General features: G+C 63.5%; 21 protein-coding genes. 11 read left to right on the plus strand and 10 right to left on the minus strand.

Features of this window, described 5'->3' with window-relative positions; genetic code table 11:
- Positions 1–55: 55 nt before the first annotated feature.
- The 4 genes from qcrB to ctaE all read right to left on the minus strand — a co-directional run bounded on the left by qcrB (position 56) and on the right by ctaE (position 4398).
- A complete protein-coding gene (qcrB, locus tag AC1DIM_RS03055) occupies positions 56–1732 on the minus strand; it encodes a cytochrome bc1 complex cytochrome b subunit (RefSeq protein ID WP_477709015.1) in 1677 nt (558 codons plus the stop codon).
- The gene (qcrA, locus tag AC1DIM_RS03060; RefSeq protein WP_477709016.1) at positions 1710–2786 is read right to left on the minus strand and encodes a cytochrome bc1 complex Rieske iron-sulfur subunit; all 1077 of its coding nucleotides are present in this window, start codon (positions 2784–2786) and stop codon (positions 1710–1712) included. The genes qcrB and qcrA overlap by 23 nt, the downstream gene beginning before the upstream one ends.
- A 97-nt stretch (positions 2787–2883) precedes the next feature.
- Positions 2884–3672, minus strand: coding sequence for a cytochrome bc1 complex diheme cytochrome c subunit (gene qcrC, locus AC1DIM_RS03065; RefSeq protein WP_477709017.1), 789 nt, complete (start codon positions 3670–3672; stop codon positions 2884–2886).
- Positions 3673–3759: 87 nt separating this feature from the next.
- A complete protein-coding gene (gene ctaE / locus AC1DIM_RS03070; protein WP_477709018.1) occupies positions 3760–4398 on the minus strand; it encodes an aa3-type cytochrome oxidase subunit III in 639 nt (212 codons plus the stop codon).
- A 147-nt stretch (positions 4399–4545) separates the two neighbouring features.
- On the opposite strand from ctaE, the gene trpD reads away from it, so the two are divergent.
- Complete coding sequence (gene trpD / locus AC1DIM_RS03075; RefSeq protein ID WP_477709019.1) at positions 4546–5604, plus strand: anthranilate phosphoribosyltransferase; 1059 nt, start codon at positions 4546–4548, stop codon at positions 5602–5604.
- A 51-nt stretch (positions 5605–5655) separates the two neighbouring features.
- Here trpD and AC1DIM_RS03080 read toward each other — a convergent pair whose 3' ends face one another.
- The 3 genes from AC1DIM_RS03080 to AC1DIM_RS03090 form a co-directional block, all read right to left on the minus strand.
- Positions 5656–5889 carry an Lrp/AsnC family transcriptional regulator gene (locus AC1DIM_RS03080; protein ID WP_477709020.1) on the minus strand — a complete coding sequence of 78 codons (234 nt, stop codon included), beginning with the start codon at positions 5887–5889 and terminating at the stop codon, positions 5656–5658.
- 120 nt (positions 5890–6009) lie between these two features.
- Positions 6010–6408, minus strand: a complete 399-nt coding sequence (locus tag AC1DIM_RS03085) for a DUF3054 domain-containing protein (protein WP_477709021.1) — start codon at positions 6406–6408, stop codon at positions 6010–6012.
- A 38-nt stretch (positions 6409–6446) separates the two neighbouring features.
- Positions 6447–6662 (minus strand): hypothetical protein, encoded by a 216-nt coding sequence (locus tag AC1DIM_RS03090; RefSeq protein WP_477709022.1) that lies wholly within the window; start codon positions 6660–6662, stop codon positions 6447–6449.
- A 340-nt stretch (positions 6663–7002) separates the two neighbouring features.
- Here AC1DIM_RS03090 and AC1DIM_RS03095 point away from each other — a divergent pair, with 340 nt between their 5' ends.
- The 5 genes from AC1DIM_RS03095 (at position 7003) to AC1DIM_RS03115 (ending at position 12199) form a co-directional block, all read left to right on the plus strand.
- Complete coding sequence (locus AC1DIM_RS03095; protein WP_477709023.1) at positions 7003–8121, plus strand: aminotransferase class V-fold PLP-dependent enzyme; 1119 nt, start codon at positions 7003–7005, stop codon at positions 8119–8121.
- 236 nt (positions 8122–8357) lie between these two features.
- Positions 8358–8660: a DUF4193 domain-containing protein gene (locus tag AC1DIM_RS03100; protein ID WP_123255587.1), complete on the plus strand. Its 303-nt coding sequence runs from the start codon at positions 8358–8360 to the stop codon at positions 8658–8660.
- 480 nt (positions 8661–9140) lie between these two features.
- Positions 9141–10358, plus strand: coding sequence for a type III polyketide synthase (locus AC1DIM_RS03105; protein WP_477709024.1), 1218 nt, complete (start codon positions 9141–9143; stop codon positions 10356–10358).
- A gap of 13 nt (positions 10359–10371) precedes the next feature.
- Positions 10372–11064 (plus strand): class I SAM-dependent methyltransferase, encoded by a 693-nt coding sequence (locus AC1DIM_RS03110; protein WP_477709025.1) that lies wholly within the window; start codon positions 10372–10374, stop codon positions 11062–11064.
- Positions 11057–12199 carry an FAD-dependent oxidoreductase gene (locus AC1DIM_RS03115; RefSeq protein ID WP_477709026.1) on the plus strand — a complete coding sequence of 381 codons (1143 nt, stop codon included), beginning with the start codon at positions 11057–11059 and terminating at the stop codon, positions 12197–12199. Before AC1DIM_RS03110 ends, AC1DIM_RS03115 begins: the two co-directional genes overlap by 8 nt.
- Before the next feature lie 23 nt (positions 12200–12222).
- Here the strand turns inward: AC1DIM_RS03115 and AC1DIM_RS03120 are convergent, their stop codons facing one another.
- Entirely contained in the window at positions 12223–12642 is a 420-nt protein-coding gene (locus tag AC1DIM_RS03120) for a nuclear transport factor 2 family protein (protein WP_477709027.1), read from the minus strand.
- A 60-nt stretch (positions 12643–12702) separates the two neighbouring features.
- Between AC1DIM_RS03120 and AC1DIM_RS03125 the strand changes: the two genes are divergently transcribed.
- Positions 12703–13362 (plus strand): peptide deformylase, encoded by a 660-nt coding sequence (locus tag AC1DIM_RS03125; protein ID WP_477709028.1) that lies wholly within the window; start codon positions 12703–12705, stop codon positions 13360–13362.
- A gap of 15 nt (positions 13363–13377) precedes the next feature.
- On the opposite strand, the gene AC1DIM_RS03130 is transcribed toward AC1DIM_RS03125, so the two are convergent.
- Complete coding sequence (locus AC1DIM_RS03130) at positions 13378–15231, minus strand: S9 family peptidase (protein WP_477709029.1); 1854 nt, start codon at positions 15229–15231, stop codon at positions 13378–13380.
- Between the two features lie 249 nt (positions 15232–15480).
- Between AC1DIM_RS03130 and AC1DIM_RS03135 the strand changes: the two genes are divergently transcribed.
- From AC1DIM_RS03135 to AC1DIM_RS03150, 4 genes are all read left to right on the plus strand, one after another.
- Positions 15481–16368: a putative RNA methyltransferase gene (locus AC1DIM_RS03135; RefSeq protein ID WP_477709030.1), complete on the plus strand. Its 888-nt coding sequence runs from the start codon at positions 15481–15483 to the stop codon at positions 16366–16368.
- A gap of 102 nt (positions 16369–16470) precedes the next feature.
- Entirely contained in the window at positions 16471–16935 is a 465-nt protein-coding gene (locus AC1DIM_RS03140; RefSeq protein WP_477709031.1) for an NfeD family protein, read from the plus strand.
- Positions 16936–16991: 56 nt separating this feature from the next.
- Positions 16992–17933, plus strand: coding sequence for an SPFH domain-containing protein (locus AC1DIM_RS03145; protein ID WP_477709032.1), 942 nt, complete (start codon positions 16992–16994; stop codon positions 17931–17933).
- A 276-nt stretch (positions 17934–18209) separates the two neighbouring features.
- Complete coding sequence (locus tag AC1DIM_RS03150) at positions 18210–18557, plus strand: RNA polymerase-binding protein RbpA (protein WP_477709033.1); 348 nt, start codon at positions 18210–18212, stop codon at positions 18555–18557.
- A gap of 103 nt (positions 18558–18660) precedes the next feature.
- Here the strand turns inward: AC1DIM_RS03150 and AC1DIM_RS03155 are convergent, their stop codons facing one another.
- Positions 18661–19404 carry a polyprenol monophosphomannose synthase gene (locus tag AC1DIM_RS03155; RefSeq protein ID WP_477709034.1) on the minus strand — a complete coding sequence of 248 codons (744 nt, stop codon included), beginning with the start codon at positions 19402–19404 and terminating at the stop codon, positions 18661–18663.
- Positions 19405–19426: the final 22 nt, after the last annotated feature.

Genomic DNA, 19426 nt, shown 5'->3' on the forward strand with positions numbered 1-19426 from the left:
TAATGGGGAAGGCCCGGTCCACTGGACCGGGCCTTCCCCTTTACTTCTTGGCTGATCAGTGGCTCAGGCTCTTGTTCTCCGGTGCCGATTCCACGGCGGTCGGAGCGTGATGCCCGTGCGCGGCTTCCAGTTCGGCGGGTGTTGCCGGTGCCACGCGGTCCTCGAAGAACCACTTGGACAGGAATGCACGCCGCTTTTCCTTACGGGTCACGATGCCGTGTTCGTTGGGAACTGCCGGCAGCGGAACCGGTGACTCGAAGCCGACCAGCTTGTAGCGCTTGTACTCATCCAGAGGTGCGTGGACCTCGATGAACTCACCGTGCGGAAGGCGCACGATGCGGCCGGTCTCACGGCCGTGGAGCGCGATTTCGCGGTCCTTGCGTTGGAGAGCCAGTGCTACACGCTTGGTGACGATGTACGCAATGATCGGACCAACGAAGAACAGGGCCCGGAGCCAGTACGTCACATCGTTCAGCGATACGTGGAAGTGCGTGGCGATGAGGTCCGATCCGGCAGCTGCCCACATAACGCAGTACCAGACAAAGCCTGCGGCGCCGATGGCGGTGCGGGTCGGGGCGTTCCGCGGGCGGTCAAGAACGTGGTGTTCCCGGTCGTCTTTGGTGATCCACCTTTCAATCCACGGGTACATGAACATCACGGTGAACAGGATTCCGGCCGGCACCAGGGCCGGGAGCAGGACGTTCAGTGTGAGCGTGTAGCCGAAGATGACGTACTCGAAGTGGAAATTCCCGATGACACCCGGCATCAGGCGCAGGGCGCCGTCAACAAAACCGATGTACCAGTCGGGCTGGGTACCGGCGGACACGGGGGAGGGATCATAAGGGCCGTAGTTCCAGATCGGGTTGATCGTGAAGAACGCCGCCATGAGGGCGATGACACCGAAGACGATGAAGAAGAAGCCGCCTGCCTTCGCTGCGTAGACAGGGCCCAGCGGGTAGCCGACGACGTTGCCGTCGTTGCGGCCCGGGCCGGGGTACTGGGTGTGCTTGTGCACAACCACCATAAAGAGGTGGAGCACAATCATCAGCAGGATCAGTGCGGGCACAAGCAGGATGTGAAGCATGTACAGGCGACCGATAACTGCGGTGCCGGGGAACTCGCCACCAAAGAGGAAGAACGAGATGTACGTGCCCACCACCGGAATGGCCTTGATAACACCGTCAATGATGCGCAGGCCGTTGCCGGAGAGCAGGTCATCGGGGAGTGAGTAACCGGTGAAGCCGGCTGCCATGGCGAGGATCAGGAGGACGCTGCCAACAACCCAGTTCATTTCACGCGGTTTGCGGAAGGCTCCGGTGAAGAAGACACGCAGCATGTGCACGGCAATGGAGGCCACAAACAGCAGGGCGGACCAGTGGTGCACCTGGCGCATGAAGAGCCCGCCGCGGATGTCAAAGGAGATGTTGAGCGAGGAGCTGTACGCAACCGACATTTCCACGTTCTTCAACGGCACATAGGAACCCGCGTAGTGGGTTTCAGCCATGGAAGGATCGAACCAGAAGGTCAGGAAGGTGCCTGACAGCAGCAGAATGACGAATGAGTAGAGCGCCACTTCACCGAACATAAACGACCAGTGGTCGGGGAAGACTTTGCGCCCGAACTCGCGGAGGATACCGGAACCGCCGACTCGGGAGTCAACGAAATCAGTGATGCGTCCGGTCTTGGTCTTGGCTACGAAGGCGGGGGCTTCAGCTGTTGGTGCTGCGCTCATGCTCATCACGCTCCCAGTAACTCGGTCCTACAGGTTCTTTGAAGTCGCTGGTTGCGACCAGGTAGCCCTCGTTGTCGACTGCGATGGGCAGTTGGGGGAGGGGCCGGCTGGCCGGACCAAAGATCACCTTGCACTCTTGCGTGAGGTCAAAGGTGGACTGGTGGCACGGGCACAGCAGGTGGTGCGTCTGCTGCTCGTAAAGGGCAACAGGGCAACCGACGTGGGTGCAGATCTTGGAGTAGGCAACAATGCCGTTGTAGCTCCAGTCCTCGCGGCCCGCTGAGGGCTTCAGGGACGCAGGATCGAGACGCATGAGGAGCACAACAGCCTTGGCTTTTTCGTTGAGCTTGCCCTCGTGCAGTTCGTTGAGGCCTTCCGGAATGACGTGGAAAGCCGAGCCCAGGGTCACGTCGGAGGCCTTGATCGGCGTACCGTCAGGGTCCCGGGTGAGGCGTTTGAGCTTGCCTTCCTGGGGAGCCCACATCGTGTGGGCCAGTTTGTTGTCCGGGCGGGGGCCAAGGTCACCAAAAACCGCGATGGCGGGCAAAGGTGCCAGGGCAACGGCCCCAAGCAGGGTGTTGCGGATGAGCGGGCGGCGCTTGATGCCGGTCTCCTCCACGATGTCGTCCACGATGCGCACCGCGGCAAGGCGGTCCTCTTCGGTGCGGATCGCGTGGCGTTCCTCGGATACTTCATGGTCGGGCATGAGGGCCTTGGCCCAATGCACGATGCCTGTACCGATGCCGAGCATGGCGAAAGCTGTGCCAAGGCCCAGGAGGGTGTTCTGCAAGCGGATCGTGGCAATGGTTGCCCCTGACCCTGCGCCCAAATCGATGGCGAAGTACGCCACCAGGAAGATCAGGGTGCCAACAACGGAGGCGCCGAAAAGTATTGCGACCTGCCGTTCTGCCCGTTTGGCGGCCTTCGGGTCCGTGTCAGCCAGGCGCAAACGATGCGGGGGAAGTCCAGGATCCTGGAATTTCTCCACCTCATTCTGACCAGCCGTAGCTACGGTGCCCGAGTGGTTCGGACTGCCGTCACTATGGTTGCCCATAATTCGCCTCATCCTTCTCTCGTCCCGGCGTCTGCCGGGTTAGTTTTCAATGTCAAACTGCTGACTGGGCAGCAGAAGTTTTAGGGATCCCGGCGTCCTAGGACGTTCGGGATGTCAGCCAGATCGTAAAGGCGATGATGACGCCGAGTCCTGCGATCCAGACGAAGAGGCCTTCGGCGACCGGGCCAAGGGAGCCCAGTTCCGCACCGCCGGGGGAGCCGTTGGATTCGATCTGCTTGAGGAAGGTGATGATGTCGCGCTTGCCCTCGGGCGTCACGTTCGCGTCGTTGAAGACGGGCATGTTCTGCGGGCCGGAGACCATCGCTTCGTAGATGTGCTTGCCGGAAACGTCCGCGAGGGCCGGGGCGAACTTGCCACGGGTCAGGGCGCCGCCGGCAGCAGCTGCGTTGTGGCACATGGCGCAGTTCACGCGGAAGAGCTCTCCACCTGCCGCAGCGTCACCTTTTTCGTCTAACAGGTGTTCTTCAGGAATTGCCGGGCCGGCACCCAGCGAAGCAACATAGCCTGAAAGCTGATGGGTCTGGGTGTCGTTGAACTGGGCAGGCTTCTTGTAGGCCTGGGGTCCGTTCATCTGCATCGGCATGCGGCCGGTACCGACCTGGAAATCGACAGCCGCTGCGCCGACACCTACCAACGAGGGGCCGGCTTGGGTGCCGCTGGCGCCCATGCCATGGCAGGTGGCGCAGTTCGCTTCGAAGAGCTTTTGGCCCTCGGCGGTGTCACTTGCGCTGTAGCTGGTGGTGGAAGCCTTCGCCTGGTTGACGGTGGTGGCAACGGCGTAGAGCCCCCCAGTGACGAGTAGTCCCATCAGTAGCAGCGCTATAACTGCGAGTGGGTGACGCCGCTTTTGCGAGAGAGCCTTCACGTGGTGGTTCCTTTATTCGATCCTGCGCCGGCTCCGTGAGCCGCTTCTTGAAATTCTGCCTCTTGTAGAAAAGGAATCAAAGCTTGACTACTTCAGGACGTAGATGACCAGGAAGAGGCCGATCCAAACAACATCCACAAAGTGCCAGTAGTAGGACGTGACGATTGCGGACGTCGCCTCAAAGTGGCCAAACTTCTTCGCCGCGAACGAGCGTCCGATGATGAAGAGGAAGGCTATTAGGCCGCCGATAACGTGCAGGCCGTGGAAGCCGGTGGTGATGTAGAAAGCTGAACCATACGCGTTGGATGAGAGCGAGACGTGCTCTGAAACAAGCATGGCGTATTCCGTGCTCTGGCCTGCGACGAAGATTGCGCCCATGATGAAGGTCAGGGTGAACCATTCGTTCATGCCCCAACGGGCGAACTGGAAGGGTCCACCCGTTTTGCGGGGCTGCAGCCGTTCGGCGGCGAATACGCCCATCTGGCAAGTAAAGGAACTGGCCACGAGGACGATGGTGTTAACGAGCGCAAAGGGGAAGTTGAGCTTGGCTGTCTCTTCGGCCCACAGCTGTCCGCTCGTGGAGCGCAGTGTGAAGTACATGGCAAAGAGACCGGCGAAGAACATCAACTCGCTGGAAAGCCAAACAACGGTTCCTACAGAAACCATGTTGGGGCGGTTCAGCGTCGGGTGCGCCGGGGTACTGGGGGCATGGGTCGCAGATGTCACATAGACATTATGTCTATAAAAGTCCGTACATCCCAACGCGAACCGCCTTTTCGGGGGACTTTTTCTACAAAGACGCGAAATTGCCCGGAAAAGTTCCCGGAGACGTTCGCATTGGTCAGGGCTTGGGTGGCTCGATAGCATCAGGAGGTGACTTCTCAGGCAACCGCGCCGGCGGACAGCAACACCTGGCCCCGGCTCATCTCAGCGCTCATCACCGGCACCGACCTCACAGCGGACAGCACCGCGTGGGCCATGGACAGGATTATGTCCGGCGAGGCAACGCCGTCCCAAATAGCAGGATTCCTTGTTGCCCTCAGCGCCAAGGGTGAAACCGTTGATGAGATCTCGGGTCTGGTGGAGGCGATGCTGCGTCACGCCACGCCCATCAGCATCCCCGGTGAGAAGCTGGACATTGTGGGCACTGGCGGCGACCAGCTGAACACGGTCAACATTTCCACCATGGCCGCCCTGGTAGCGGCCGGCGCAGGGGCAAAGGTGGTTAAACACGGCAACCGTGCAGCTTCGTCTTCCTCTGGCTCCGCCGACGTACTGGAGGCGCTGGGCGTCAGGCTCGACCTCCCGGTGGCTCACGTGGCACGCAATGCGGAGGAAGCTGGCATAACTTTCTGCTTCGCGCAGGTCTTCCACCCGTCGTTCCGCCATACCGCAGTGCCCCGCCGGGAGCTGGCAATACCCACCGCCTTCAATTTTCTGGGACCGCTGACCAATCCTGCCCAGGTACAGGCTTCAGCTGTTGGGGTTGCCAACGCAAGGATGGCTCCGCTCGTTGCGGGCGTTTTGGCCCGGCGGGGGAGCCGTGGGCTTGTCTTCCGGGGCAACGACGGGCTGGACGAACTGACCACAACGGGGCCATCCACAGTCTGGGAGATCCGTGGTGGCGCCGTCACCGAGTTGACCTTTTCGCCTGCCGATCTCGGCATCCGTCCGGCGACTGTGGAAGAACTCCGCGGCGGAGACGCCAAAGCCAATGCCGCCGTCGTGCGTGATGTTCTGGCCGGTAAGGCCGGAGCGGCCCGGGACGCCGTGCTGGTCAATGCGGCGGCCGGACTGGTGGCATTTGATGCCACTGCCGATGGCCCGTTCCTGGACCGCATGCGGTCGGCGTTGGCCCGTGCTGCGGAGTCAATTGAGTCGGGTGCCGCCGCCACTGTCCTGGACAAGTGGGTCGCACTCACCCGGCCTTAGCGACGTATAAACCAAGAATGGCGGGCCCGGCAGATCTGCCGGGCCCGCCATTTATGCGCGGAAGGCGATATGGGTGGTGGTGTGCACCACTGCCGGAACCTTCGAGAGTTTGTCGGCGATGACATCGGCAAGGTCCTCGTGGCGGGCTACGCGGGCGACGGCGATCAGATCCCATTCTCCCGTTACGGAGTAGACCTCGCTGATTCCCGGGATCGCGGAAATCTCCTCGGCGGTCTCCGGGATGCGTGCGGCGTCGGTCTTGATCAGAACGAATGCGGTGATCACTGGTTCAATCCTTCCGGATCTGTAGGCCGTAGCGGTGCCCCGGCAGGTCTCTGTGGTCCTGCCAGCCTATTACATGGCCGCACCTCAGAGGCCTGGGTGCGGCGCGTGCCGTGCGCGGGGTCAGGACTTCCGCAGCCTGCGTACGAGCGCCAAGAGTGCACGGTAGCCCACCAGGAACACCCCCAGGCTGAGGAGCGCGACAATGACGAATGCGAGCACCACTGTTTGGCCCGTTACTGCCCGCAGGACCATGCCGCCCCCAACCGCTCCCAGCCAGATTGCCACGCCCATGGGAAGCGACAGCGGCCGCCGCCAGGCCCTGGCCGCGAGCCAGGCGAGGGCGGCGCCGGCGAGGAATGGCCAGGCGGTGAGGAAGACTCCGGTGATGACGTCAGCGCGTTGGTGTGCGTCCCTCCCGATCGCGGCGAAAACGAGGATCAGGATGGCGTCGGCCAGCGCGGCGGCCGCTATGGCGGGCGTGCTGCCGCGGACGGATTGCTGCCGGGGGGAGGAAGTCATAGCTCCGAGCCTAGCGCGGTGCGCCGCCCGCACGGGCACTACGGCACCCGGTGCACCAGCCAGTTGGCCTCCCACCGGACGTGGTGCCCGTCCTCCGTCTCCCACTCGACCAGCACGTGCGTGACCGTATAGGCGATGGCGTTTCCGATCACCGAACGCACTCTGACGGGAACCGGCCTAAGCATGATCACAGGCCTGCCCGGGGCGTCGTGCAGTGCTTGTTCCCGGGTCTGGGCGATGAGGGTTTGCAGCATATGACGTCCTAAGTGCCAGGAACTGAACAATGCCGCTTTCTCCAAAGTGCGGAAAGATCGACACTGATCTGCCCAGTGATGCGAGGGAAGCAGACTACCCAGCGTGCCGCCATGCAACGAGACTAAGATCCCGGCATCCGCCAGGCATCCGTAGAACGTACTCGACTTTTCGGGGCGGACTACTTGCTGCGGCCGCTGTTTCCAGACGCTCGACGGCGGGCCGCCGCCAGGTCGCGATAGCGGCTGTTGTTGCCTATCCCCGACCTGCGGAGGCATCTGGCTGTGCATAAACGGCGGCCATAGGATGGTCTGATTCCGTTCCATATGAGGAGTGGTTTTGATGGAAGCAGCTGAAATCCGCCAGCTTTTCCCCGGGCTCCAAGAGACCATGTATTTCAATACGGCAAGCATGAACGTGGGCTCTGCGCCGGCGCGGGAAGCCTATGAACGGGCAGTTGAGCTTTGGTCCTCTGGCCGGTTCGACTGGACCGAGGCGGAACGGGCAGGGGAGGACGCCCGGGCCTCCTTCGCGGCGATAATCGGCGCTGGAGCGGGGGAGATCGCCATCGTACCGGCGGTGAGCACGGCTGCCGGGATAGTCGCCGCCAATCTGCCGCCGGCGAAGCGAGGCGAAAACGTGGTGGTCGCCGCGCACGAGTTCACATCCAACTACTACCCGTGGCTCATGCTTCGGGAGCGTGGCTACGAAGTCCGTTCGGTGGCGTCCGGGGGAGACGGCATGTCGGCCGAGGAGTTCAGCCAAGCTGCCGACGGCGGAACGCGCCTGCTCGCTGTGAGCGCGGTCCAGTCGGCAAATGGTTATCGCGCCAATCTGCGGGCCATCAGCAACGTAGCCGCAAAGTCGGGGGCATGGTTGTTCGTCGATGGCTGCCAGGCTGCCGGGGCCGTGCCGCTGGACGTCGTGCGGGACGGAGTCGACTTCCTGGCCTCGGCGAGTCACAAGTTCCTGCTTGGCTCCAGGGGAATGGGATACCTCTATGTCCGTCGCGACCTGCTGCACCGAATCCAGCCCGTTGGCCCCGGGTGGAAGGCAGCCCGAAAGCCGGCAGAGAGTTTTTACGGTCCAGCCATGGACCTGTCACCCACTGCCTCGAAGCTCGATACCTCGCTGGCGTGGTTTCCTGCCATGGCTGACAAGGCTGCACTCGGCATCTTCAGCCGGTTCGGCACCGACAAGCTGCTGGCACGCAATTCGCAACTGACGATGCGGCTGCTGGACGCACTCTCGGCGCACGGCCTATCCTTCCGTCGCTTCGCGGACGGGAACCGCTCAACCATCGTGTCCGTCCAGGTCACAGACACCGACGCAGTCCTGGCCCGCTTTCAGCAGGCCAACGTGCGGGCCGCCGTCCGTGCCGGAAACATCCGGCTTTCCGTACATTTCTACAATCTGGAGGAAGAAATCGATCGCGTGGCCGAGCTGATCGGCCGTTCGTAAGCGTGGAAACACTCCGGGTCGGCGATGCGTGGAAGGTGAGGATGGGACAAGAAAAGGTTCGCTGGCGCCCCGTGGTGTCACTCTTGGGCGCAATCGCCGCAATCGCCGCAATCCCGCAAGGGCGGGTTACCCGGGTTGCCCCGAATAGGCTCGTCCTTTGGGAACAACTTCGCATTGGTGTACGTTGCAGTCTCGTCAGAAAGAACATCGAGAATCAGAAATGAGAAATCCCCAAAGTGGCAACCGATTACGACGAAGTCCGTTCCGACGTCAAGGAATCCCAGGACCGTTCCCTGGAGGCATTGCAGTCTGCGAACGCCCCGGATGCACGCAGCGTCGTCAATGAACTGGACGAAGCGGATGCACTCGATGAGGGCCTGACCCCCGGTGGAGAGATCGTGGCCGAGGAGCTCATCGTTCAGGTCATTCCCCAAGCCGCGGACGAGTTTACCTGCTATTCGTGTTTCCTCGTCCGGCACCGGTCTCAACTCGCACGCGAAAGCAACGGCCACTCGTACTGCATCGAGTGCGAAGGTTAGGCATCCTCAGTCAGTGCTCCTTACCGACCGCAGGCCGCCAGCGTGACATGTTCTCCACTGGCCGGGTTAGCGGAAACCCCGGAAAGGCGCGGGGGAGAGGCATCATCCGGGGGCCGTTTTGGCGATCCGAAGGTCTTGAGGATGCGCAAGCTGTAGCCGGACTGGAGCGGGTCGACGCGGGCCGGCAGATGCCGGGGCTGTGAGCATGCCGGAAGTTCTTCCAAGCTGGCGGGCTCGATCCGCCGGCGGTGAGGGCGTTGGCGCGCTTCATGATGTCATAAGCCGTCGCTCAGTCCCTGCGCCGAACTCAACTCTGGAATTGGATTACTACTTGACATAATGTAGATTATCGGCGTTATTTGCGAGGTGCTGAAGCGGGGCAATCCGTGACCGTTCGACAAACAGCTGCAGCCCGCATTGAACGGCATTTCTGCAGGCCAGGCCATTGTCATATCCCCGGTGCTCGCCAAGAATGAACCAATGACGGTCTACTTGCGCTCACTGGAAACTGCTGTTCCGCCCACAGTGCTGGTCCAGGCCGAAGCTCGTGACGTTTTCGCGGCCCAGCCCGGTCTGACCAGGCTGGGCTCACGCCTGGTGAATACGTGTTTCGATTCGGCGGCCATCGACACCCGTCATACGGCGGTCGAAGAAATGACCAGGGCCTACCGTTCGGATGATCCGCAATTCTTTGATCCCGCCACAGGCCTTCTGCTGAATCCGTCCACCAAGGTGCGTAACGAGATCTTCGCCGAACAGGTCACGAAGCTCTTCACCGAGTCCGCTCAGGCAGCACTGGACGCCTGCCCGGACCTCACGTTACTTGACATAACTCATGTCGTTACCGTTTCCTGCACAGGGTTCTTCAACCCCGGTCCCGACTACAAAATTGTTCGGGCGCTGGGCCTGGACCCTGCCGTCCAGCGGTATCACCTCGGATTTATGGGCTGTTACGCAGCCTTCCCGGCGCTGCGGGCCGCCAAGTCGTTCTGCGAGGCAGATCCGCAGGCCGTTGTGCTGGTGGTTTGTGCTGAGCTCTGCTCCCTGCACGTCCGGACGTCCAACGATCCGGATACCATCATGGGGTCCGCGCTTTTTGCCGACGGTGCGGCTGCCGCCATCGTCACCGCCCGCAACGCTCCGGACGCGCCGGCCCTGCTCCAACTGGACCACTTCGAGACCGTGCTGACGCCGGTGGGCGAAGAATCCATGGCGTGGAACATCGGTGATCACGGCTTCGAAATGGTCCTGGGCAACTACGTGCCGCACATTATCGATGACCACATCATTGGTGCCCTCGAACCGCTGTTGTCCCGCGACCATTCGCTGCTCGGTCTCCCCTATCGCGACATCCGCCACTGGGCCATTCATCCCGGCGGCCGGAGCATCCTGGACAAGGTTCAGTCGCGCCTTGAACTCACGGACGAGCAGCTGGTCCCCGCACGCGAAACGCTGCGGAGGTTCGGCAACATGAGCAGCGCTACCGTGCTGTTTGTGCTCAAGCACATCCTGGAGCAGCCGACCATGGAAGGCGAAGAACGCATTTGTTCCATGGCGTTCGGTCCAGGACTCACCGTGGAAACGGGACTCTTCACCAAACTCCGCCAAGCCGGCGCGCCGAAACCCGCTGTTGAGCCAAGCAACGCCCGGTCCGAGGAACGGATCGAGGACCGGGCGGCGGCCGATTCACGGGCTTAAGCCTGTGTTGCTGATGCGGCGCCGGGCCGCGGAGGCCGTCGAACTGATGGACGCGTCCGACTGCGATCCCGTCAAACTCGAACGGACGTACCGGCAGTTCGGCCTGGTCAACCGCCTCTTTTCCGGCTGGCGGCTGCTTTACGTCCAGGAACTGCGGCCCCTTCTTTCCGCAAACACCGTCACCACCGTCCTGGACATCGGCAGCGGCGGAGGTGACCTGGCAAGGCTGCTCGCGCAGTGGTCCCGACGGGACAGGCTGAAGCTCGACGTCACCGGCCTCGACCCGGACGCGAGAGCCCACAGCTTTGCAGCCAGCCGCCCCCACACCTCCAACGTCAGGTTCGTGCACGCGGGCAGCGGCGAGCTGGTCCGCGAAGGGCGACGGTTCGACGTCGTAATTTCCAACCACGTCATCCATCACCTGCAGCCGCCGGACCTGGACCGGTTACTCACAGACTCGCAGACCCTGGCGCGCCGGATTTGCCTGCATAATGACCTGCGCCGAAGCATCGCAGCCTACGGTCTGTTCTCATTCGCGGCACTGCCTTTCCGGGGCTCCTTCATCCGCTCTGACGGTCTGGTCTCCATCCGGCGCAGCTATACACCGGCTGAACTTAACGCCGCCGCACCCCCGGGCTGGCGCGTCCAGCCCCACCCGCCCTTCCACCAGGTCCTCGTCCATCGTCCGGACCAGCCCGATGGCTGATGTCGTAATCGTGGGCGGCGGGCCGGTGGGCCTCTACCTGGCTGCCCTGCTTCTTCAGGAAGGGGTGCAGGTCCGGGTCTTGGAACAGCGGCTCCAGCGTGAACAGCACTCCAGGGCCATCGGCATTCACCCGCCTGCCCTCGCGGCCCTGGACAAGGTGGGCGTGGCCGGAGCCATGGTGGCTGCCGGCGTGCCGATCCGCGGCGGAATTGGGCTGAGCCGGGGCAGGACTGTCGGGTCGATGTCCTTCGCCGCCGTGTCGGACCGCTTTCCGTTTGTGCTGTCACTCCCCCAGTTCACGACGGAATCCCTCCTTGAACAGCGCGTTCAGGACCTCGACGGCACCGCTCTGATCCGGGGAGCCCGGGTCACGGAAGTAACGGACGACGGCGGCCTGGTCACCGTCGCGGTGGCGGCGCCGGAGGTGCCCGGTGCCGGCGGTCAGATGAGTGCACCACTCCTTGTCGCCGCGGATGGGGCCCGGTCATCGGTGCGCAGCCTGCTGAACATCCGGGTGAGCACAAAAACGTATCCAGACCACTACGTCATGGGCGACTTCGGGGCAGATGGTGACTACGGGCAGCAGGCTGTCCTGTACCTGGAAGCCGGGGGGATTGTGGAATCCTTTCCACTTCCCGGCGGCCTCCGCCGGTGGGTGGTCCGGATGGGCAGGCCTGCACCCGCCATGGACGCCGGCGGACTGTCCCGGCTGGTCCACCACCGCACCGGGGTCCGGCCTGATCCGGCGACGAACACCATGCTGAGCGCCTTCAGTCCCAGGTCGTCGGTGGCGGGCAGGCTGGTGGCGGGGCGCGCCGTGCTCGTTGGCGACGCAGCACATGAAATCAGCCCCATTGGCGGCCAGGGCATGAACCTCGGCTGGCTCGACGCGGCAGAGCTGGCACCGATTATCTGTGCGTCTTTAGCGGGCAGGGCCGTCGGCAGTGACCTCCATGGTTATGCATCCCGGCGGCGCAGCGCCGCGCGCCGCGCGCGGTGGCAAGCGGGGCTGAACATGTCCTTGGGCCGCCCCGTGGCGCTGCCGTTCCTGGCCGTCCGGAATCTGGCGTTTGGCACAGTGGCAGGACTTCCGTCCGCGAACAGGCTGGTGGCCCGGCGCTTCACCATGCAGTGACCGTGGGGCGGCACGGCTTTGGCTCAGGAATCCAGGAAGTAGCAGTCGTAACTGTCCTGGCTGACGATCAGGCCATCGCGGACCTCAAAAACTGATGACGTGCGTGCGCGGATCGTGTCGCCGGCATCCCAGTATTTCAGGTCCATCAGGACGGTTGCCGACCAGTCCGCCTCCAGGACAACGCGGCCGTCCTGGCAGGTCGTGCGCCGGATCTCGAACTTCTGGTTCGCTACCACCTCGCCGCTTTGGTCGGCGCCTGCAAGCACCTGTTTCCGAGTCCGGGTTGACCCTTCCGGAGCGAGCAGATGCGGCGCCTCGAACAGGCGAAAATCAGCCGCGAGGAAGGGCCTGATGGCGTCGCCGCCGCCTCCGGCCTCGAGCGTCCTGACAAAATCCAGGACACGGCCCAGCGCTGTGGACTCCAACGAAGTCAGTTCTGCCATGGCATCGACACTAGCCGACCGGGCTGCTGCCACCGGTCTGCCGGCGGTTAGGCTTTCCCCATGATTGCCGTATCGCCGCCCACTCCGTTCACACCTGCGCAGCTCCGGGAACAGGTCCAGGAGATCCTGGCCGCAGGTGCTTTGCCGCCCATCGTGCAGGCCGGGCATCCCGTGCTCCGGCAGCAGGCCGCCGCCTTCGACGGCCAAATCAGCGACACCGAGCTCCAGCAGCTGACAGCTCTCATGCGCAATGTCATGCATGAGGCGCCAGGAGTAGGACTCGCCGCTCCCCAGATTGGGATTCCGCTCCAACTGGCGGTCCTCGAGGATCAGTTCGACGTCGACCCGGAGGCGGCTGCCGTGCGACACCGTACGCCGCTGGATTTCCTGGCCATCCTGAACCCGCGTTATGCGCCCTTGAGCCCTGAAACCGCGGCCTTCTTTGAAGGGTGCCTCTCGCTCAGCGGCCTGCAGGCTGTGGTGCTGCGCCACGAGCGGGTGCTGCTCCAGTATGAAACGGCTGACGGCCGGGGCGCGGAGCAGGAATTCGAGGGCTGGCAGGCCCGGATCGTCCAACACGAAACAGATCATTTGCAGGGCACCCTCTACGTGGACCGTGCGGAGCTGAGGTCCTTGAGCAGCAATGCCGAGTACGCCGCCAACTGGGTGGAGCCGGGTATTGGCAAGGCCCGCGCCGCTTTGGGATTCCTGCCCGAATAGCCCCGAGGGTGCCGGTTACCCCGGCGGTATCTCGGCAGGATTCGCAGCTGTCGGGAGGAACCGGGACCACCAGCGGAGAATGTGCTCGAACCGCTGCCGCCGGTGCAGCGGCCGGCCTGACCGGGAGAGTTCGTGGTCTTCACCAGGGAAAATCAGCAGCTCAGCTTCCACTCCCTGCCTCTTCAACGCCGTGTAGTAGCGCTGGCCCTGTTCCAACGGGCAACGAAGATCGTTTTCACTATGAATCACCATGGTTGGCGTGCGGACTTGGGCTGCATGTCCCAGCGGGCTCCGGGCGGCCAGCGCATCCACTGAGTCACCCAGGTACTCGCTGCCGAAGTACCAGCCGATATCGGCCGAGCCCTCAAAGCTGACCGGGTCCAGGAATCCCCGCTCCACAATGGCGGCCTGGAACCTATGATGGTGCGCGATGGTCCACGCGGTGAGGTAGCCGCCATAAGAACCGCCCATGATTCCCAGGCGCCCGGCGTCAAGCGAGGAAAATTTCGCCAGCGCACCGTCAAGGAACGCCAGCACGTCCTGCATGTCATCTGTCCCGAACCGGCCCTTGATGGCCAGCCCGTGGTCCCGGCCGTAGCCTGCGGAGCCCCGCGGGTTGCACATCAGCACCGCGTAGCCGGCTGCCACGTACACCTGGGCCTCGTCGAACAGAGCCACGGTGAACTGGGTAAACGGACCGCCGTGGATGTTCAGCAGGACAGGGTGAGGTCCCTGACCGGCGGGCCGCAGCACCCAGCCGTGCACGTGATAGCCGTCCGGCGCGTCAAACGTGACTTCCTGCGGCACCACGATGTCTGTCCTGGTCCGCAGATCGGCCGAAAAGTCTGTCAGGATCCGCAACTGTCCGTCCTCCAGCACTGCAAGGTCCCCGCAGGTGGACGGATCGGCAAAAGCCACGAACAGCGAGCCGCCCGCCCAGGCGGCCCCGGTCACGGTTCTGTCCCCGTGCACGGGCAGCGAATGGCCACCTGTTGCCCCCAACTCGAGGAGCTCCACGGTCCCTTGCGCATGGTTCAGTACCAGGGCGCGGTCAGGGCCGCGCAGTTCAATCCGGCTGCCCGGGGCGGAGACGTCCATCATCTCCGGGTCCGTCAAGGGAACCGGTGTGCCGCCTCCGCTGGGCACGCAGAACAGCACGGCGTTTTGCGCTACAAAGTCCCTGCCGGACCCGCCGAGATCCCGGGCAATGTAAAACAGCCATCGGCCATCCTTGGATTCGCGGACGTCCACCACTGACTGGGCTGCCGGGCCGGCCACTTCGACGGCCATGGGCAGGCCTCCCGCGCCGGACACCCGGTAGATGGCAGTGGCCAGCCTGTCGTCGTCCGGGAGCGCCGCTGTGAAGTAGACGCAGGAGCCGTCAGCACTAAAGGTCCCGGTACCAGCGTCAGTGGCGAGCGCCGTCAGCTGCTTGGAGTCAGGCTTGCTGGCATCGGGCTCGCCGCCAAGTTCGGGGACCTCAACGACAAACAGCTGCAGTGGCTTGTCGCGGGTGTAGCCGACGCCGTTAAGCCTGTACCGGTAAGTGGAAATCAGGCGTGGCTCTTCTGCTCCCGCCGCGACGTCAGCTGCGGTGCCGTACCGTCCGGCCTCCGGCTCCCGCGAGCTGAAAACTATCCGGTGTGAGTCAGGAGACCACGAGAAAGCCTCCACGCCCAGAAGCCTGTCGGTGATCACCTGCGGTTCGCCGCCGTCGGCCTCCACCACCCAAAGCTGGGCTTTCGACGACGGCCCGTCGGCCCGGAGGAAGGCGAGAACCAGTCCGTCGGGTGAGAACGCGGGGGCGGTGTCCCGGAAGCCCGGGTGATCCGCCGGGGCAGCTTTTCCTGATCCACCGGGACAGTCCACAACTGACCGACATATGAATTAGCATCGAGGTCCGGCCTGTTCACCGACACAACAGCGCGGCTGCCGTCCGGATGCACTGCCGGCGGCGAAACGGAATTCAACAGCACTAGGTGTTCTGGCTTCACCCACGTGAGCCTAACCTGAGCACGCCCGCGGCGGACAGCGGCACGTCGGGCCATCCGCGTGGGGCGATGCCGGTCACCGCGTCCGGCACCGCCGCACGTTCGGCACCGCCCTAAGATAGTGGCTATGCCGTCCTCCCCTCCCCCGCCGTTGCGCTGCCCGTTGTGCGGCCACGAGTTGGCGGTCCATTCCCGCGCCGGAGAAGAGTCGCGGCCGGCGCTGGTGTGCGAAGCCGGGCACAGCTTTGACGCTGCCAGGCAGGGGTATTACAACCTGCTGGTGGGCAAGGGCACAGTGTTCGAAGCTGACTCTGCGGACATGGTGGCGGCCCGTTTCAATTTCCTCGATGCCGGGCACTACCGTCCCCTGGCGGACGCCGTCTCAGACATTGTCCTCGCCGCGGTTCACCCCGGAACCCCGTTCACTGTCCTCGATTCGGGAACGGGTACGGGCCACTACCTGCGGGTAGTGCTCGACGACGTCGGGCGGGTCAGCGACGACGTCACCGCTGTCGCGCTCGACATCTCCAAATTCGCTTTGCGGCGCGCCGCCCGCCTCAACCCGGAAGCCGTCAACCTGGCCTGCGATGTCTGGCAGCCGCTTCCGGTGGCGGACGCCGCCGTCGACGTGGTGACTGTGATCTTTGCACCCCGCAACGCCGCCGAATTCGCCCGGGTCCTCCGCCCCGACGGCCGGCTGGTGGTGGTGACGCCGCGGGCGGGACACCTGGCCTCACTGGCCGTCAAGGCCGGGATGCTGGCTATCGAAGACGAAAAGGATACGAGGCTGGCAGAGTCCCTCGCCGGATTCTTCGTGGCCGAATCAACCCGCGACGTTGATGTCCGGATGATGCTGACCCCGAGTGAGATGGCTGACCTGGCCTTCATGGGCCCGGCGGGGCATCACCTGGACCGCGTGGCACTCACAGCCAGGCTGGACACAGGCGAACCTGCCTCCGACGTTGAGGCTCTGTTCCGGATCACCGTCTTTCGCCCGGCACGGCGCCCAGAGTAACGACTTGGCCACGTTCCCCGGCCCTCTTCCTGACCACCTGCCGTGCGGCATTCCGGCGGACTAGGATAAATAGACAGCTACCGGAGGGTCAAGGGGGACGGAATGTTCGAATGGCTTGGCGAAAACTGGTGGGCCCTGTGGCTCACGGCTTTCCTCGCGTTCGCGGTGATCGAGATGATCACCCTTGACCTGTTCTTCATCATGCTCGGCGGCGGAACGCTCGCCGCCATCGTTGCGGATTTTGCCGGCGCTGACCTGTGGCTGCAGATCGTGGTCTTCTGCGTGGTGTCCCTGCTGATGATCGCTTTTGTCCGCCCGGTGGCCATCAGCCACTTGAAGAAGGGCCCCGCCGATCAGCGCACCAACGTGGACCGGCTGATTGGCGAGCAAGCCCTGGTGATGGAAGCAGTCAGCTCCACGGGCGGCCTGGTGAAAATTGGCGGCGATGTGTGGAGCGCCCGGTCCGCCGGCGTTGTACTGCCCGCCGGCCAAAGGGCCGTTGTCTCGGCCATCGATGGCGCCACAGCTGTGGTGTCCGCCCCGCAGGAGCAAACAGACCCGTCGTAGTTTCAGCGTCACTGACAGTGTTGGATACAGCCCAATAATTGGGGATAGGGAGATGTATGGATAACGCAGGAGGAGTCGCCTTAGCCATTGTGCTGGTGGTCCTAATCGTGTTCGTGATAATTGTTCTGGTCCGTTCAGTGCGGATCATTCCGCAGGCGAGGGCCGGCGTCGTTGAACGTCTAGGTAAGTACCAGCGCACCCTCAACCCGGGGCTCACCATCCTGATCCCGTTTGTGGACCGGCTCCTGCCGCTCCTTGACCTCAGGGAGCAGGTGGTCTCCTTCCCGCCTCAGCCCGTCATCACCGAAGATAACCTGGTGGTCTCCATCGACACCGTGGTCTACTTCCAGGTCACCGATCCGCGTGCGGCCACCTACGAAATCGCCAACTACATCCAGGCAGTGGAACAGCTCACCACCACCACCCTGCGTAACGTCGTTGGCGGCCTGAACCTCGAAGAGGCCCTTACGTCCCGCGATCAGATCAACGGTCAACTGCGCGGCGTCCTGGACGAGGCCACGGGCCGCTGGGGAATCCGGGTCTCGCGCGTCGAGCTGAAGGCGATCGACCCGCCCCACTCCATCCAGGACTCGATGGAGAAGCAGATGCGGGCCGAGCGGGACCGGCGCGCCGCGATCCTCACCGCTGAGGGTACCAAGCAGTCAGCCATCCTTACGGCCGAAGGCCAGCGGCAGGCTTCGATCCTCGCGGCAGAAGGTGACGCCAAGGCTGCCATTCTCCGCGCGGACGGTGAGGCACAGGCCATCCAAAAGGTCTTCGACGCCATCCACAAGGGCAATCCCGATCAGAAGCTGCTCGCGTATCAGTACCTGCAGACGCTCCCCAAGATTGCGGAAGGGTCCTCCAATAAGCTGTGGATCATTCCCAGCGAAGTCGGGGAAGCACTGAAGGGCATTGGCAACGCGCTCGGCGGCACCAATCCTGATCCACGCTCCGGTGGCGGACTCTTCGACGAGGAACCCGCCAAACAGCCCTGAGCCTGACCCGGCATATTACCGGCAGGGGCCGCGCCGCCATTCAGGCGGAGCGGCCCCCTGCCTGTTCTACCCAGGTGCTTCGCTACGTTTGGCGGCGGGGACACCTACCGGTATAATTGAGTGTTTGTCCGGTCGGACCAGATCCGCTGGAACAAGAATGCTTCGCAATGCGTTGAATGTATAGATGCAGCACAGTGCACACAGTAGTCCGGAGCGGTTAGATTGCACCGGCTTGCGTGGGGCCCTTGCTCCGCGAACCGACCAGAGGGAGAAAACATGAGCGATCGCAGCCTGCGGGGTATGCGCCTTGGCGCGCAGAGCATGGAGACCGAGTCCGGCGTCGAGCCGGCCCCGCGTCAGCGTGTGGAATACCGGTGCGAGGACGGCGAGCAGGTTTTCGTCACGTTCTCTTCAGAGGCTGACATTCCTCCTGTGTGGGTTTCCAAGACCGGCAAGGAAGCGCTCCTGGTAGACGGCGAACGGCCCGATACCAGCAACGAAAAAGCTGTCCGTACCCACTGGGACATGCTGCTGGAACGGCGTTCCCTCCCGGAGCTTGAGCAGATTCTCGAAGACCGGCTGACCATCCTGCGCGAACGCCGCGGTGAACGGCGCAGCGCCTGACCCACCGGCGGTCACAGCCTCTTTGACCGAGGCACACTGAACAAGTTGGAAGGGCCGACCGGCGACGTGAACGGACGGGTTCTTGCCGCCGTGCGAGCGGGGTCTAGCCCTGAGCCGGCTCCTGCTTGCCCCGGAGCTTATTCCAGCGTGACTGCAGGCCCCACCGGGTGACGTTGATCATGGCCTCAACCACAATGTTGCCGCTCATTTTGGACGCACCCAGTTCCCGTTCGACGAACGTGATGGGTCGCTCTTCGATCCTGAGGCCCATTTTGGCTACCCGCCACGCCAGGTCCACCTGGAAGCCGTAACCCACCGAATCGACCTGGTCGAGGTTGAGTTTTTCCAGCGTGGACCTCCGGAAGGCGCGGTAACCGCCGGTGACGTCCTTGATCTTCAAGCCGAGCATCAGCCGTGCGTACGTGCTGCCAACGCGTGAGATCGCCTGCCGGTACAGCGGCCAGTTGACCACGCTGCCCCCTTGCACCCACCGGGAACCCATCGCCAGGTCGGCGCCCTGTTCAACGGCTTCCAGCAGTTGGGGCAGCTGTTCGGGCTGGTGGGAACCGTCGGCATCCATTTCCACCAGGATCTCGTAGCCGGCCTCAAGGCCCCACTTGAACCCGGCAATGTAGGCAGCGCCGAGGCCCTCCTTGCCCTTGCGGTGAAGGACGTGAACCTGTGCGTCATCGGCAGCGATGCTGTCCGCCAGCTGTCCGGTACCGTCGGGGCTGTTGTCGTCCACCACCAGTACGTCCGAGGCGGGGACGGCTGCCCGGAGGCGCTGGAGGGTCTTGGGCAGCGATTCCAGCTCGTTGTAAGTCGGAATAATGGTGAGGACGCGCACAAAGGGCCTTTCCTGGACGGGA

This window comes from Pseudarthrobacter sp. 01T43 (genome assembly GCF_056398665.1).

Coding starts and splice junctions, on each gene's coding strand:
- AC1DIM_RS03110 (WP_477709025.1), top strand. CDS start 10,372: ATGCGGCGCCGGGCCGCGGAGGCCGTCGAACTGATGGACGCGTCCGAC.
- AC1DIM_RS03105 (WP_477709024.1), top strand. CDS start 9,141: ATGACGGTCTACTTGCGCTCACTGGAAACTGCTGTTCCGCCCACAGTG.
- AC1DIM_RS03095 (WP_477709023.1), top strand. CDS start 7,003: ATGGAAGCAGCTGAAATCCGCCAGCTTTTCCCCGGGCTCCAAGAGACC.
- AC1DIM_RS03085 (WP_477709021.1), bottom strand. CDS start 6,408: ATGACTTCCTCCCCCCGGCAGCAATCCGTCCGCGGCAGCACGCCCGCC.
- AC1DIM_RS03145 (WP_477709032.1), top strand. CDS start 16,992: ATGGATAACGCAGGAGGAGTCGCCTTAGCCATTGTGCTGGTGGTCCTA.
- qcrB (WP_477709015.1), bottom strand. CDS start 1,732: ATGAGCGCAGCACCAACAGCTGAAGCCCCCGCCTTCGTAGCCAAGACC.
- AC1DIM_RS03090 (WP_477709022.1), bottom strand. CDS start 6,662: ATGCTGCAAACCCTCATCGCCCAGACCCGGGAACAAGCACTGCACGAC.
- AC1DIM_RS03125 (WP_477709028.1), top strand. CDS start 12,703: ATGATTGCCGTATCGCCGCCCACTCCGTTCACACCTGCGCAGCTCCGG.
- AC1DIM_RS03120 (WP_477709027.1), bottom strand. CDS start 12,642: ATGGCAGAACTGACTTCGTTGGAGTCCACAGCGCTGGGCCGTGTCCTG.
- AC1DIM_RS03140 (WP_477709031.1), top strand. CDS start 16,471: ATGTTCGAATGGCTTGGCGAAAACTGGTGGGCCCTGTGGCTCACGGCT.
- AC1DIM_RS03115 (WP_477709026.1), top strand. CDS start 11,057: ATGGCTGATGTCGTAATCGTGGGCGGCGGGCCGGTGGGCCTCTACCTG.
- AC1DIM_RS03150 (WP_477709033.1), top strand. CDS start 18,210: ATGAGCGATCGCAGCCTGCGGGGTATGCGCCTTGGCGCGCAGAGCATG.
- AC1DIM_RS03135 (WP_477709030.1), top strand. CDS start 15,481: ATGCCGTCCTCCCCTCCCCCGCCGTTGCGCTGCCCGTTGTGCGGCCAC.
- qcrA (WP_477709016.1), bottom strand. CDS start 2,786: ATGGGCAACCATAGTGACGGCAGTCCGAACCACTCGGGCACCGTAGCT.